The 14201-nt window shown below is 55.7% G+C and carries 12 protein-coding genes; 5 read left to right on the forward strand and 7 right to left on the reverse strand.

Features of this window, described 5'->3' with window-relative positions; all coding sequences use genetic code 11:
* Positions 1-231: 231 nt before the first annotated feature.
* Together ACOQPC_RS12325 and ACOQPC_RS12330 are read right to left on the reverse strand one after the other, a co-directional pair.
* Entirely contained in the window at positions 232-570 is a 339-nt protein-coding gene (locus ACOQPC_RS12325; protein WP_420606019.1) for a hypothetical protein, read from the reverse strand.
* A gap of 324 nt (positions 571-894) precedes the next feature.
* Entirely contained in the window at positions 895-1362 is a 468-nt protein-coding gene (locus ACOQPC_RS12330) for a hypothetical protein (protein WP_420606020.1), read from the reverse strand.
* A gap of 38 nt (positions 1363-1400) precedes the next feature.
* Here ACOQPC_RS12330 and ACOQPC_RS12335 point away from each other — a divergent pair, with 38 nt between their 5' ends.
* The 3 genes from ACOQPC_RS12335 to ACOQPC_RS12345 all read left to right on the forward strand — a co-directional run bounded on the left by ACOQPC_RS12335 (position 1401) and on the right by ACOQPC_RS12345 (position 4732).
* A complete protein-coding gene (locus ACOQPC_RS12335) occupies positions 1401-1829 on the forward strand; it encodes a hypothetical protein (protein WP_420606021.1) in 429 nt (142 codons plus the stop codon).
* Positions 1830-1924: 95 nt separating this feature from the next.
* Positions 1925-3166: a putative DNA modification/repair radical SAM protein gene (locus tag ACOQPC_RS12340; protein ID WP_420606022.1), complete on the forward strand. Its 1242-nt coding sequence runs from the start codon at positions 1925-1927 to the stop codon at positions 3164-3166.
* 138 nt (positions 3167-3304) lie between these two features.
* Positions 3305-4732 carry a UdgX family uracil-DNA binding protein gene (locus ACOQPC_RS12345; protein ID WP_420606023.1) on the forward strand — a complete coding sequence of 476 codons (1428 nt, stop codon included), beginning with the start codon at positions 3305-3307 and terminating at the stop codon, positions 4730-4732.
* Positions 4733-4881: 149 nt separating this feature from the next.
* Here ACOQPC_RS12345 and ACOQPC_RS12350 read toward each other — a convergent pair whose 3' ends face one another.
* From ACOQPC_RS12350 to ACOQPC_RS12360, 3 genes are all read right to left on the reverse strand, one after another.
* Positions 4882-5643 (reverse strand): N-acetylmuramidase domain-containing protein, encoded by a 762-nt coding sequence (locus ACOQPC_RS12350; RefSeq protein WP_420606024.1) that lies wholly within the window; start codon positions 5641-5643, stop codon positions 4882-4884.
* Positions 5644-5938: 295 nt separating this feature from the next.
* Positions 5939-6988, reverse strand: coding sequence for an AI-2E family transporter (locus ACOQPC_RS12355; protein WP_420606025.1), 1050 nt, complete (start codon positions 6986-6988; stop codon positions 5939-5941).
* Between the two features lie 388 nt (positions 6989-7376).
* Positions 7377-8675 carry an exopolysaccharide biosynthesis polyprenyl glycosylphosphotransferase gene (locus ACOQPC_RS12360; RefSeq protein ID WP_420606026.1) on the reverse strand — a complete coding sequence of 433 codons (1299 nt, stop codon included), beginning with the start codon at positions 8673-8675 and terminating at the stop codon, positions 7377-7379.
* 744 nt (positions 8676-9419) lie between these two features.
* On the opposite strand from ACOQPC_RS12360, the gene ACOQPC_RS12365 reads away from it, so the two are divergent.
* Positions 9420-10484: an EpsG family protein gene (locus tag ACOQPC_RS12365; RefSeq protein ID WP_420606027.1), complete on the forward strand. Its 1065-nt coding sequence runs from the start codon at positions 9420-9422 to the stop codon at positions 10482-10484.
* 12 nt (positions 10485-10496) lie between these two features.
* Positions 10497-11633, forward strand: coding sequence for a glycosyltransferase family 4 protein (locus ACOQPC_RS12370; protein WP_420606028.1), 1137 nt, complete (start codon positions 10497-10499; stop codon positions 11631-11633).
* On the opposite strand, the gene ACOQPC_RS12375 is transcribed toward ACOQPC_RS12370, so the two are convergent.
* Both ACOQPC_RS12375 and ACOQPC_RS12380 read right to left on the reverse strand, forming a co-directional pair.
* The gene (locus ACOQPC_RS12375) at positions 11626-12975 is read right to left on the reverse strand and encodes an O-antigen ligase family protein (protein WP_420606029.1); all 1350 of its coding nucleotides are present in this window, start codon (positions 12973-12975) and stop codon (positions 11626-11628) included. The genes ACOQPC_RS12370 and ACOQPC_RS12375 overlap by 8 nt on opposite strands.
* Positions 12972-14192, reverse strand: a complete 1221-nt coding sequence (locus ACOQPC_RS12380) for a hypothetical protein (protein ID WP_420606030.1) — start codon at positions 14190-14192, stop codon at positions 12972-12974. Before ACOQPC_RS12380 ends, ACOQPC_RS12375 begins: the two co-directional genes overlap by 4 nt.
* Positions 14193-14201: the final 9 nt, after the last annotated feature.

The following is a 14201-nucleotide window of genomic DNA, read 5'->3' on the forward strand; positions in this document are numbered from 1 at the left end:
TCCCAGACACACTCGGAAAGGCCGCATCAAAAACTCCTGAATGCCGTGAAATAGCTCCCGCGCGGCTCCTATACCAGCGCATCTGCCAGCACAAGCTGTGCCCTTCGCCCGACCTTTCCGATTATGTCGCTCGGTCCGAATAGGGCTAGTTACGCCAGGTTGCCCAAAGCTATTCGCGCCGGTGAGACGTCGGACCCAGACCTCGCCACGCCCGATATTCCCGCGCAGATTCTACAGGATATCCTCATCACGAATATTGCTGTCCCTCCAAAGCACCTGCAGCAAAATGATCAGCGCGATGGTGGGCCACAACATGGTGTTGATCGTATCGACGACCGATTCCCACCAGTTGATGTTCCCCGTCCATTTATACCAATCCCGAGCATCCAGCATCTCATTGCAAAGCTGTAGGACGAACACCGTCATCCATGCCTTGACCAGGCCTGCCCGTCGCCGGCGCCACCGATAGGCGAGCAACGTAAAAATCAGAATCCCGACATGAACGTGCAAGGTGTCGTGCGCAATGGGTATATGGTCGGTCACCATCCGTTTGATATCGTACCATTTCATTCAAGGCTTCCCTCGCGGATCAAACATTCTGACGCATATATCCCATGACCCTGATCGATAATCGAACCGCATCGGGTTTGCCGGAGGTCATCGAGTTCGGTTACGCAGCCTTGGTTACGTCGTCCAGCATGGCATGATCATGTCGTTCCGTTCGGCGTGCACGATGCGCCGGCCGGCTCCTGCAATCGGTTGGCGTTGAACCTGTGCCCCTGTGTGCAACGGAAAACTGACGTATTCCGGGCGAAGCTGTGTCCGGAACGACGATTGATAAGCGCCCGTTTGCTGTCGTCGGTTCCCCGACCCTTCAGAATTTGAAGTCCGCGGCTATGCCGTAGCGGCTCGGCTCGACGGTAAAGGACATTGGTGAACAGGTTCGAGCTCGGATCGGTCAGATACTGGCCGGTGATGGCGTCGTTCTCGAACAGATTCTGGACGAACCCGCGCAAAAACCAACGATCCTGATCGCCGTTCAGTTGGATCTGTGCGTTGACCAGCTCGTACCGCGAGCAACTGGCGTGAGGGCAGGGCGGCACCCAGCGTGGCGTTGCCGCTGGTCGTCTCGAACTCCAGCCGATCGGGCGAGCAGCCCAAAATGGCGGTGGCATCGCGGTTGAACAGCTGCTTCTGGATGCGCGAGCGGTTGTCGTCTTCGCGGAAATAATAGCCGATGATATCGAGCACCATATCGGGCGTCGGCTCGAACCGCAATGAGCCGCGCACCGCATAGAGATCGCGGTCGTCGATGCGGCTGTCGTCGAACGGGTTCTCGATATAGCCGTTCGAGAAGACCACATTGGGCAGGCTGGCCTGCAGATCGAGCGCGTTGCCGATTGCCGCTCGTCGAGCGCTTCCTCGCTGAACGCCGGCACCGCGATCGGCACGTCCTGCAGGCGCTGCGACTGGCGCTGCGCGGTGACGACGATATCGTCGTAGAGCAGCGCTGCTTCCGGAGGCGTGTCCTACGCCATCTGGTTGGCGACGCCGCTGGTATCGTCAGTCGCAATTTGGACCGGGGCGGGCATGGCGGTGAGCGCGCCGACGGCGCAGGCGGCAAGCAGCAGCGATTGACGCATGAAATTTTCCTCTCCGATATCTTCCCGCCCCGTTTCGGAGCGGCAGCCGGTTATCCGGTCTGCACATCGGTTCATCCTATCGCCGGTGCGATTGTCCAGCGGCGATATTCGAGCCGTACCGGAAAAAGGAAAATGACGAGCCGCTTGTTGCGGAAGCGTCACGTGGTGGGCCATTTTCATTCTTGATATCCACCTACCGGTACGTCGAACGAGCCGTCCGCCACTTGTTCAATGTTGCTTGCCGAATCGGGAAAGTCGCGCTAGAACATAGGACGAACGCCATGGCCAAGCTCAATCGATCTCAAAAGCTGGAAATTCTTGCGGACGCGGCAAAATACGATGCGTCCTGTGCGTCGAGCGGCTCCGTCAAGCGTAGCAGCAGAGCCAGCGGCGGCATCGGTTCGACCACCGGCGCAGGCATCTGCCACAGCTATGCGCCCGATGGTCGCTGCATCTCGCTGCTGAAAGTCCTGCTGACGAACTACTGCATGTTCGACTGTCATTATTGCATCAATCGCTCGTCAAGCAATGTGCGGCGCGCGGCGTTCACGGTGGATGAGGTGGTCGATCTCACGCTCGACTTCTACAAGCGCAATTATATCGAGGGGCTGTTTCTTTCATCGGGGATCATCCGCTCACCCGATTACACGATGGAACTGTTGGTACAGGTCGCAAAAAAATTGCGTATCGAGCATAAATTCGGCGGCTATATTCATTTGAAGACGATCCCGGAGGCGGACCCGTTGCTGCTCGCCGATGCCGGATTATATGCCGATCGCCTCTCGATCAATATCGAGTTGCCGAGCGACGCGGCGATTACAGAATTTGCGCCAGAAAAGAGCGGCCCCCTGATCCGCAAGACGATGGCCGATCTGTCCGGGCGCATCAGCGAGGCCAAGGCCGAACGCAAAAAGAGCCGCAAGGCACCTTTGTTCGCGCCGGGCGGACACAGCACGCAGATGATTGTCGGCGCCGACATATCGAACGACGCTGCGATCCTCACCACCAGTTCCAAGCTTTATGCGGATGTCGGGTTGAAGCGCGTCTATTATTCTGCGTTCAGCCCGATCCCCGATGCCAGCAAGCGCCTGCCGCTCGCCGCGCCGCCGTTGATGCGCGAGCACCGGCTTTACCAAGCCGACTGGATGCTGCGCTTTTACGGTTTTTCGGTCGGCGAAATCATCGGCAGTGCGCGAGGGGGGCATCTCGATCTCGACGTCGACCCTAAGATGGCCTGGGCACTGATGAACCGGGAGAATTTTCCGGTGGATATCAACCGCGCGCCGCGCGAGCTGCTGCTGCGGGTGCCGGGGCTGGGCCTCAAGGGCGTTGGCGCGGTGATCCGTGCGCGGCGGTTTGGACGGCTGCGCCTGAGTGATTTGGAGCGGCTGTGCCGATCGACCAAAAAGATGCGGCCATGGATCATTGCAGCCGACTGGCAGCCTGGCGCACGGCTCGACGACGCAGGATTGCGCGCGCAATTGGTGCGCCCGGCCAGGCAGATGGAACTGTTCGCGGCGTGACGGGCAATCGTGCACAAACACTTCGTCGTTGCGACCCCGGACGTGATCGCGCAGAAGTAACCCAGTACAGCCACAGCGCTGCACGCGCTCTGCATTGCCGCGTCGCCTTCGGCTCCTCGCAGTGACGGCAACCTGATCATGATCCGCATCACCCTCGCCTGCGAGACCGACATCAAGGGCTGGCGCGATGCTTCGCGCGATCTTCTCCTGCGCGCCGTGCCGCCAGAACAGGTGGAATGGAACGTCGCTGGCTCCGGCGGCGGGCTGTTCGCGGACGAAGGCGATCCCCTGCCGCCCGAGCGGCGCGAAACGGTGACCATCGCCAAGGAATTGCTGCGCGATGTACAGACCGTGCTGCTCCACCGCGATCCGGAGCGCTTCGCCCTCGCCTATCGCATCGTCCACCGCGCGCAGGACGAACCGAAGCTACACCGCAACCCGGCCGATCCGGACATGCACCGGCTGCGCGGGCTCGCCAAGTCGGTTCGCCGCGACATTCACAAAATGCATGCCTTCGTCCGTTTCCGGACCATCGGCACTTCGGAAGACGGCCGCGAACAGTTCGTCGCTTGGTTCGAGCCGGATCATCATATTACCGAGGCGGTGGCCCCTTTTTTTCGCGATCGTTTTACCGGGATGAACTGGCTGATCGTGACGCCCGAAGCCGGCATCGCCTGGGACGGCGAGGCACTGCGCACCGGGCCGGGCGGGCGCAAGTCAGACGTGCCGCAGGAGGACGCCGTCGAGGCCGAATGGAAAAGCTATTACGGTGCGATTTTCAATCCGGCGCGGCTCAAGACCAAGGCGATGATGGCGGAGATGCCGGCGAAATACTGGAAGAACCTGCCTGAGGCGGCGCTGATTCCCGCACTGACTCGTGCGGCCGAGACGAGGATGAATGCGATGATCGACAAAAATGATGAAGAGACGCCGGCGGTAAAGGATGTGGCGGTGCCGGCGTGCGCGCAGGATCGATACACCGCGCTGGACCAGCTTTACGACGCCCTGCGCGGAGCCAATGATTACCCGGCCGAAGGGTTTTCGGATCGATTGGTCCCCGGCGCGGGGCCGGACAATGCCCCGCTGATGTTCGTCGGCGAGCAGCCCGGCGACCAGGAAGATCAGGCCGGCCAGCCCTTTGTCGGCCCCGCCGGGCAGTTGCTCGACCGCGCCATGGCCGCTGCCTCGGTCGATCGACAGGGCGCTTTTATCACCAATGCGGTCAAGCGGTTCAAGTTCGTGCAGCGTGGCCAGCGGCGCATCCATTCCAAGCCCAGCAATGATGATATCGAATATTATCGCTGGTGGCTCGATCAGGAACGGCGGCTTGTCGATCCGCGGGTGGTGGTTGCGCTCGGCGCCACCGCGGCGCGGGCGCTAACCGGCAAAACGCTGACGATTTCGCGCAATCGCGGGCAACTCATGGATTATCTCGGCGGTAGCAAACTGTTGATCACCGTCCATCCCAGCTATTTGCTGCGCCTCCCCGACGGGGCGGGGCAGAAGGTGGAATATGAAAAATTCGTCCGCGATCTGTCGCTGGCGAGGGAGGCGATGGCGGGATGATATGCTTGCCGACGCGACTCTTCGGGATTTGAGAATTTCATCAGCCTGTTCTTGGCGAGGTTTTCTTTTTTTCGCCCCCCCCCCCCCCCGCGAAAGCGGGCATAATGAACCTAAAGAATGGCTCGAAAGCATCAGAACTTACGGTCTCGTCATGATGCGGCGTTGAGTGCCGTCCAGGTTCGCAGGCCCGCAATGCCATCGGCGACGAGACGTCGGCGGCGCTGAAATCCGGTGACAGCAGCCTCCGTTTCCCGTCCAAAAATCCCGTCTTCCGAGATCGCGAGCGCCTTTTGCAACCGCGCCACCGCCGTGCCGCGATCGCCGCGTTGCAGCAACGGCGGTCCGGCGTGGCGCGCAAAGGCGCTGGCCAGCTTTTCGTCATAGCGGTTCCGCGCAAAGGCCCGGCCGTTGTAACCGCGCGCAAAGCCGCGCCAGTCGCACCGCGCCAGCGCCCCGTCCAGCCGCCTCGCTCGAACGAACGCGATGAAGGCCTGCAGATGCCGATCCTCGCCTTCCATCATCGCCGTGACGAAGCGTTCGACATCAGCAAAGCCGGCCGCCTGAAAATTGTCGCCCATGATCTGGAACATGCCCCAGCTCGCCGAGCGGAGCGCCGCCTCGCGGTCCAGCGCGATGGCACGCGCCAGCCGGCCATATTGCGCGCTGGCACGGCCATAACCGCCCCATGTTTTGCAGCTGAGCTCCGGATGAGCGACGCCAAAACGCCCATCCGTCAACCGGTGAAAATAATGCCGCTCGAACAAGATATGCGGACGTCCCTCTTCGTCGAACCCCCCGCGGCTCTCGACCTCGATCACCGCGCGTATCGCCGCTTCGCTACAGCCCAAACCGTTGGCGGCCCTCGCGACGGCAGCACCGCTCAGCCGCGCGGCCGATCCCTGAAATTCCATGCTTAAAACCCTCCTTATAACCAAGTGGGTTTTTTCTATGGATTGTTTTCCTACATTGCAGCAAAAATCTCATCGCCGGCGTCGCGGCGCCGGCGTCACGATGCTTGGCTGCCCGTGGTACAAAGGGCACTGTTCGATTCTCGCGCAAAGTTTACAAAGTGAACGCAATCCGTCGCCTAATTCCGGTTCGGATCGTCCCCGTGCTGGAAATTATATTTCCGACAAGGGTTCGCCGTGTCAGTCGTTACAGGAGCGAAGAAGCCGGGGTGGCGATAATCCATCCGAGGCAAAGCATTCAGCTATCGTCTTCGCTGTCGCCATCGAGTTTGGCGTCATCGAGCGCATCGACCTGATGCCCCAAGGTTTCGTGCGACCAAAGCTTGGCGACGAGCGTGTAGATGATGACGGTGAGCGGCGCGGCTAGGATGATGCCGATCGTGCCGAACAGCGTGCCCATCGCCGCCAGCGCGAAGATGAGGACCGCAGGCGGGATCGACACGGCGTGCCGCTGCACGATCGGGGTCAGCACATTGCCCTCGAGCTGCTGCGCGACGAAATAGACGAGCGCGGCCCAGACGACCTTTTCCGGATCGTCGGCGAAGGCGATGAGAATGCCGGGAACCGCGCCGATGAACGGACCGATCAGCGGAATGAAGTTGGTGAGCCCGCTGATCAGACCCAGCGCCCCGGCCGACGGCACGCCGACGATGCTGAGGCCGACATAGATCATCGTGCCGACCGCGGTCATCGTGATGAGCTGCGCGGCGAGATATTTGCGCAGTACATGGCCGCTTTCGCTCAGCGCCTCGAGCACCTTGCCGGAGCGCTGCTTGGGAAACAGCTTGGAAAATCCGCGCGCATAAAGCCCCGGATCGAGTGCCAGATAGATCGCCCCGACCAGCACCAGAATGAAGTTGGTCAATATGCCCACGGCGCCGAAGGCGACCGACAAGGCACGTCCGAACAGGCTTTGCACGTCGGGTGTCGCCGACTGGATCGCCGCCCCGAACGGCAGGCCGGCGATCCAGGCGCGCACCGTCTGATAGCCCTCCGTGAGCCGGGTGCCGAGGCTGTCGAACTGCTGGCCCAGGCTATGGCCGAACAGCCAGCCGAAGCCGGTCAGCAGCACGACGATGAGGACGATCGCCAGCAGGACCGAGAGCGTTTCGGGCACGCCGCGATGGTGGATCGGATCGGAAAAGGCGCGGATCACCGCGGCGATCAGCACGGCCGCGAAGATCAGCATGAGCGTCGCCGTGATCTTCACGAGCAGCAGCGCGATGCCGACCAGCAGCAGCACGATCAGCGTGCCGCGGACGATATCAGCCTTGGTCAGATTGTTCACTGCCGCACCTTCCCAAACGCCTGCCGGCTAGTGACCTTGGCCGAACTCGAATCGGCACTTTTTGCGGAACTCGATTTTGAGTGGAGCAAGACCTTCCTATCTCTTTGATAAAATGCTGTAATTATTTGCATAAGCGAATCGCTTAAGGTTTTTGTGTGAGTCTGTCATCTAATGTTGCGCCGACAGGTTACACGCTAAAGCTGAGGTTGGCATCGGCGTCGCCGCCAATTTCATCTCCTTGGGTTTTGCTCGAACTCAGCGAAGCGATGCTCGCCCGATCCACTTTGCGCTCACTTCCCGCCCTTTATAGCTTTCCAAGCCATCTTTTGATGTCAGATCTTTCGGAGCCCGTTGCTGATTAGCAATCTGACCACAGTTGGGAGCTTAATCATTTCGCTCCGAAGCCGCTGAGGATAACCGCCAGCGTTCTGATGCTGATCAAAATATCAAGCCAATACGAGAAGTTTTTGATGTAGAAAAAATCATATTGCAGTTTGGCATCGATTGCTTCGATATCCGTCACATGGCCTTGGTTGATTTGCGCCCATCCCGTGATGCCTGGACGGACGATATGCCTGTAATCGTAAAATGGCAGCTCCTGCTGATACCATTCCGACAACGCGATTGCTTCCGGCCGAGGCCCGATAAGGCTCATTTCGCCGCGCAAGATGTTGATGATCTGAGGGAGTTCGTCGATCCTCGTCCGACGTAAAAATCGACCCAGTTTCGTTATACGCACATCGTTCGCCCGCGTAATCGCGGCTTCCCGCACACCCAGTTTTTCTTCAAGCGCGGGTCGCATTGTTCGGAATTTAATGACCCTGAATGGCTGGCCTCGATAGCCGATGCGCAGCTGTCGGAAAAAAACCGGCCCCCGGGATTCAATTTTAATCGCTATGGCAGTGAGCAGCAGCGGCACGGCCATGAGCGGTAAGGCAATCGCGCAAAATAATATATCGAAAAGCTGCTTTACGCTGGTGTACGACCGGCTGGGAAGAAGCGACCCCAAGCTGTTTTCCGAGAGATGTTCGATCTGCACCATTCCAGTAAAAGCCTCGTACACCTGTTTATAATGATATACCGGCATAGATTGTAACGCGGCCTCGGCGAGCAAACGTTCCCACTCTGCGGAATGATCATGGTGGAGATCGGCAACGATTGCCACCTCATCTTGAAACGGCAACACAGGCTGGTCTAGAACTTCGTATGAGAAACCCGGCAGATCGGTCAAGCGGCCTACTTTACCGCCCGCTACCAGCCGATATTGCGTCGCCCTGCTTCTTCTCAGAAGAGAGGTAAAGGCGAATGTCACAAACAGCGTAGCGAGAAACGTAATGCTCAGAAATGCCGCGCTGTAAGGCAGGCGTGCGAGCAGAATGGTTGTGGCTATAACACCAAACGTACCAATATGGACGGGCAAGATGTAGCTCAGTTCTGGCATTCCGGGGTAGGCCGCGAATTTGCGAAGAATGATAACCGCCATCGTGACGGCGATAGCGGCCCCCGCGATTGTAATAACCGAACTCGGCTGCAGCAGGAAGTCATCCGCATTCTCGAACCATATCCGGCCAATTAACAGCGTGGGTACGGCAACGCCGAACAGCACTGTGAGCAAAAGCTGCGCTATGAACGATCTAGCGAAGCGCGCTGGCCCGGGCATGGCGTTGTGATGATTGGGCTGGATCATAATCACAGGCGCTCTCATAAACTGGCCGCTGAACTTGATTGAGCACGGCTGTGAGTTGCTTACACAGGTTCGTGTCGCTCTATATTCCATATTGCTGGTAGGACAATGTGACAGCTGATCGATCGCGCGAACGCGAAGACAGCGTTTCCCGTTTGCGATCCATCCGACCAAGCCGCCTATCCCGAACCGCCGCGGGTTACAAGACACCGTATTTAAAGTTTGCTAAATGCTCTTAGTTTTCAAATATTTATAGCCTTTTCGAAATGAGAGGTCGCGTTGTAATGTTCGACTCTTTATCCGTGAAATGCTTGGCAGCGACACGGGTTATCAAACTCTGGATTGAATTGACCGCGATATATATCCGCAGTATTTAAGTTCTGCCATGACGGTCGCATATAGCCGATGAATAGCGCTCTCTCGGCGAAAGGCTGCATATATGTCTAGCGTTTTTTATCTGGATAGCTAGGGCAGGATTGATCCAGTGATGGCCATCATATTGGTTGCCATAGAGATCGAACTTGCCAACGCTATCCTTACGTGGATGCATGATTACTGGATTGAATTTGATTGCAGTTGCAGGTGTTGCTGAGTCCGGTAGTTTTTGCCGATACGGATCTGCTGTTTATCCGGAGCTGCCATAACTATAGCGTTTCGGTCTAGTAGTAGAACTGATATTAATACTTAAAACAGACCGCATTTTTGTCGATAAAAGCTATTTTTTGTGCCCATCGGAATGATGATATTATGTTGATCTATTGGTTACTTTTTGCCGTCCCAGTGGCCGGATCCGCTATTTTCACTACAGGCCGAACGCAACGCAGTGCCGTACCATTGATTGTGCTTTTTGGAATATTTTGGATATTCTATAATATCGTTTCTGGTAGTCGTTATGAGATCGGCGGAGACTGGGGTAACTATTTACGAATATTTAATTACATTCGTCTTGAAAAGTTTACGACATCGATAGGGTATAATGAAGTAGGTTTTGTGATACTTGCGAAGGCCTGCGACTTACTTGGTCTCGGCATCAATGGTATAAACTTTTTTTGCTCGGCAGTCCTTTCTTTGGGCGTCATTTTGCTAGCACGCAGAACCGAGCATCCTTGGCTCGGCATCATGGCTGCCGTTCCTTATCTTCTGATCGTAGTTGGCATGGGATATATACAGCAGAGCGCGGCTATTGGATTTTTAATCTTGGCAATGCTAGCGCTGTTCGACCGGCGGCTCCCCCGTGCGATCTGCATGGGCGCTTTGGCAATATCAATGCATACCGCGTCAGTCGTGTTTTTGCCTCTAGTAGCCTATATGTATGTAAGAGAAAACCGGCATACCATAATCCCGCTTTCGTTTTTGGGGTTGCTAGGTGTTATTATGGTCGTAGCGATGGGGTACTGGGATAAACTCAATGGCGGCTATATTGACGCTGAATATTCGTCCAATGGTGCTCTGGTGCGTTTGGCAATGAATGCTATTCCCGCTCTGATATTTCTACTTTTTAATAAGAATCTGCAAATAACCTCTCGAGAGCGAGATTTCTGGACAATCCTGAGTTGGAGTAGCATTGGTCTGATGCTGTTATATTTCGTGTTTCCCTCCTCAACTGTGCTAGACCGCGTCGGACTATTCTTTACGCCAATTCAGGTATTTGCTTTCGGCAATTTTTCGGCGATGCTGCGAAATACCAAAGGATTGTCCAGCCTATCCGGTGTGGCGCTTTTGCTCTATTGTGGTGCGGTCCAGTTCGTTTGGTTGGTTTTCGCCGACAACGCAAGTTCCTGGGTCCCTTATCAATCCTTGTTTCAGATCTGAAATTTATTCGAAATGGGGAAACGTCCGCTGCTTTTGGTTTCGGCTAACTCCGCCTGGAACCTCGTCAATTTCCGGCTTGGGCTACTCAATGCGCTCATCGAAAACGGTTTTGCACTTGCAACCGCAGCGCCGCCCGATCCCGAGAGCGAATGCATGCTTCGGTCCATCGGTTGCACTATCCATCATATTGCAATCGATCCGAAAGGCCTGTCGCCGCTAAAGGATCTAGCCACGATTCGGGCTTATTGGCACCTTATGCGCAAGCTCAAACCGGCCGCTTATCTTGGCTGGACGATCAAGCCCAATATCTATGGTGCACTGGCCGCGCGCCTGGCCGGCATACCCTCTTTGCTAAACGTGTCCGGACTCGGAACGGCATTTCTCGGAAAAAGTATTTTACAAGCGACCGCCACCACCATGTATCGCATCGGCTTTGCCCGCGCGGATACAGTTTTTTTCCAGAACAGAAGCGACCGCGATATTTTCTTTGACCGGCGGCTTGTCCGGTTCGATCAGGCTGTATTGATACCGGGCTCTGGAATCGATGTGAAGAAATATAAACCCAGCGACAATCCGCGGGGTTCAGGCAACCGTTTCCTGATGATTGCGCGGTTACTCGGAGACAAAGGTGTCCGGGAATATGTCGAGGCTGCCCAAATGGTACGAAAGACAAATCCGCAGTGCTCTTTCGGCCTGTTGGGATTTGTCGGCGTCGAGAACAGAACCGCTATTTCCAGACAGGACCTCGACGCGTGGATTGCCAGCGCAATCATCGATTATAATCCCCCCGTTTCCGATGTCAGGCCAGCCATCGAAAAGGCGGATTGTATCGTGTTGCCATCTTATCGAGAAGGAACATCGCGGGTGCTTCTGGAAGCAGCCGCGATGGGCAAGCCTTTGATCGCGACCAACGTTCCCGGATGTCGCGAAATCGTGGAAGATGGCGTCAACGGCTTTCTCTGCAAGGCTCGAGATAGCGCATCGCTAACTGAGGCTATGGGCCGCTTTATCCGTCTTTCCGATGAGAAAAAGCGCTCGATGGGCCAAGCTGGCCGCGCAAAGATAGTGGCGGAGTTTTCGGAGCAGCGCGTGATTGTAGCCTATCTTAAATCATTGTCAGCGGCTCTCGACAATCGACCCGTCATCTGACGGCACGGCGTATCAGATCCGGTTTTGCTAAAAATCCCAAGCACATACCGCAGATGGCAGCGATTGCTGCCGTGCGCACAGGATAGTCGACGAGGCTATGTCCAGCCACCAACAAGATAACGATGGGCGCGGCGTAACAATAGCCAAGGTACCGAGCTTCAGCTCGTAGCATCGACCAAAGACGCCAGCCTAGCCACCCAATTAGCCCACCGAACAGTATGACCGCAAAAAACCCGCCTTCGGTCAGAAATTCAGCATAGTCATTATGTGCGTGGTTTACATATGTCCGCGTGACAGCGGCAAGGCTCTCGTTACCCGCATAGAGCCATCTGAAGCTTCCTAGACCGGAGCCCACGGGAATAGTATCGGCGATCAGCTTTCCAGTATTGTCTAAAAAGCGGAGCCTCTCCGATACACTAGTTGAATTGAGAGTCAGATGATCCAGCAAGCGAGCGCCCCAGGTAAAGCCTACTAAGCAAAGACAGCTGAGGATGATGAAAAGGCCGGCAATCAACGTCTTAGTTTGACCAAAGAACCTTTTCGCAAGTTTTGTCCTCGCAAACCAGAAAGCGAGCGCCGGTATGAGAAGAACATATGCTGCAAACGACCGATTTATAAGAACATTTACCAGCATGAATAGCATCAGTCCGGTTCTTACCGCCAGCCAAAAAAGCTTGGAGCGATCGGGCACGTCTCGAAAAGGAAGATCGGATGTGAATACCAACGCAATTAAAAATAGCATGCCTAAATGGTTGGAATTGGAAAAGAACCCTACTGAAGTATTTCGATTTGTTATATCGTAGAAATAGGCTGGGCTATCTGCTCCATGAGAAATCTGTATCAAACCGATGATCGAGGACAGAATGGCGATTGCCATCAGCGCATATAGTCCGGCGGCACGCGCATTCCGGTCAGCACGCAATGTCAATACTAGCATCGCGAACGGCGGCAGAATGGCCATGGCGGATATAATCGCGCGATCGGGCTGCATGGCAATCGGACGCCATACGTCGCTCATGCCAAGCATGGCATCGCCACGTTCAATGAACTCACGGCCTGGCAGGGCATGCCACATCGAGGGCGGCAACGGGATCATTTGAACGATAGTCCAGCAGACATATAGGGCAATGAGCCAGTAAAGCCCGAGAATGACTTTGGTCTTGGGTATTGCAGTCTCCGTAGACGGCGCCCAAAAATGATACGCAAGAATGGCTACGGCCAGTAGCTGCAATATGGTGTTGGCAATTATGCCGCCCGTGCTAGCGCCACCGAGGAGAAGGCAGATCGAGAGATAGACCGGCAGCAATACGCCATTCAGGATTCGCTTAAGAGAGGAAATCATCGGCTCGCTTCTATTGAGATTTGCGAAAACGAAAATTGGAAGGCCTCTCGCTTTTCTCCCGGCATTACGCGCAGCGCGACACGTTGGGCCTCGCAGTTAGCTCTTGGAACATCAAATAATGTGGTTTTGTGCTGGATATCGTTTGCCGATGCATTGAAATCTAGTGTGGCAACCGGTTTATGATTCTTATCACAAAAGATTTGCCAGCGGAGCGTGCCGTAACCTTCTTGCGGATCCACGGGGTATCCGATAGCTGCGAAGCGATATCGACCGGATTTGAGCAGGATGACCTGGTCCGCGCTCTCCTGTGGGGTATGACCAAAAAATTCGATATCGAGCATTTTGCCCTTGCCATTTTTTTCCGGAATGAAATCGGCGGTCAGATCGCTATTATGATGCAACCTCCACGCAAACGGGCGAGGGCCGGCGAGATTATCAAATCCGCCATCGAAAACTTGATTTTTCCCGTGCGATCGCGGCCGATCGATCCGCCAGATTTTCTCCGCCAGTTCGTAATTCCCATTTCCGGCAAGATTGCCTATGACATTCCAGCGCTGCTGACGACCCACCGTCGGAGAGAAAACCAAGTCTTGCACGAGCCTGGTTTTGTCTTTTCTGCCACTGGCAGCGCGCAAGAGGCGAGCTTCCACCGATCTGACTTTTTTCACCTCGGCAATCATTCTTCCCCGAGCGGCCTGTTCGTCATCCAGGATCATCAGGACGTCGGTCAGTTGCTCTTGGCCAGGGCGCAAGAGCATTGCGGAGACAATTTCGACAACGGACTTGCCGAATTGGCGTGTAAGCAAAGTGCTTTGAATCAACTGAATTCGAGCTAGAAAGGACCGCGGATTACGACGCTTGGCTTCTTCAAACTGAGCGACCGAGCTCAAGATCTGACCCTGATTACGACTTACCTGTCCTGCTAGCAGGAATGGCCATTCGTCCAATGGATCGGCTTGCCGTATCTTCCGCGCGGTAGCGATGACGTCTTGACGCGAATGCTGTACGAAATCGATTTGCTGAGTTGCAAGTCGCGATCCAATTAACAACTGATCACTGTCAGCCGGCCAATAAATCCGCTCAACTGGCAGATTCATCGAGTTGGCTAACAAGACTCCGCCATTGCGGACAATGAACGCAGACACTAAAAGTGCAAATATTATAATTACTACTCGTTTGAAGTAGATTGCACGTTTACTGATAGAAACCAGGTTCATTGTTTTTCT

Origin of the sequence: Novosphingopyxis sp., from assembly GCF_965218915.1 — a bacterium.
In the GTDB taxonomy this organism is placed as follows: domain Bacteria; phylum Pseudomonadota; class Alphaproteobacteria; order Sphingomonadales; family Sphingomonadaceae; genus Novosphingopyxis.

Excerpts from the sequence above, each read along its gene's own strand:
- ACOQPC_RS12370 (WP_420606028.1), top strand. The coding sequence starts at position 10,497 with ATGGGGAAACGTCCGCTGCTTTTGGTTTCGGCTAACTCCGCCTGGAAC.
- ACOQPC_RS12340 (WP_420606022.1), top strand. The coding sequence starts at position 1,925 with ATGGCCAAGCTCAATCGATCTCAAAAGCTGGAAATTCTTGCGGACGCG.
- ACOQPC_RS12375 (WP_420606029.1), bottom strand. The coding sequence starts at position 12,975 with ATGATTTCCTCTCTTAAGCGAATCCTGAATGGCGTATTGCTGCCGGTC.
- ACOQPC_RS12345 (WP_420606023.1), top strand. The coding sequence starts at position 3,305 with ATGATCCGCATCACCCTCGCCTGCGAGACCGACATCAAGGGCTGGCGC.
- ACOQPC_RS12360 (WP_420606026.1), bottom strand. The coding sequence starts at position 8,675 with ATGATCCAGCCCAATCATCACAACGCCATGCCCGGGCCAGCGCGCTTC.
- ACOQPC_RS12325 (WP_420606019.1), bottom strand. The coding sequence starts at position 570 with ATGAAATGGTACGATATCAAACGGATGGTGACCGACCATATACCCATT.
- ACOQPC_RS12365 (WP_420606027.1), top strand. The coding sequence starts at position 9,420 with ATGTTGATCTATTGGTTACTTTTTGCCGTCCCAGTGGCCGGATCCGCT.
- ACOQPC_RS12350 (WP_420606024.1), bottom strand. The coding sequence starts at position 5,643 with ATGGAATTTCAGGGATCGGCCGCGCGGCTGAGCGGTGCTGCCGTCGCG.
- ACOQPC_RS12380 (WP_420606030.1), bottom strand. The coding sequence starts at position 14,192 with ATGAACCTGGTTTCTATCAGTAAACGTGCAATCTACTTCAAACGAGTA.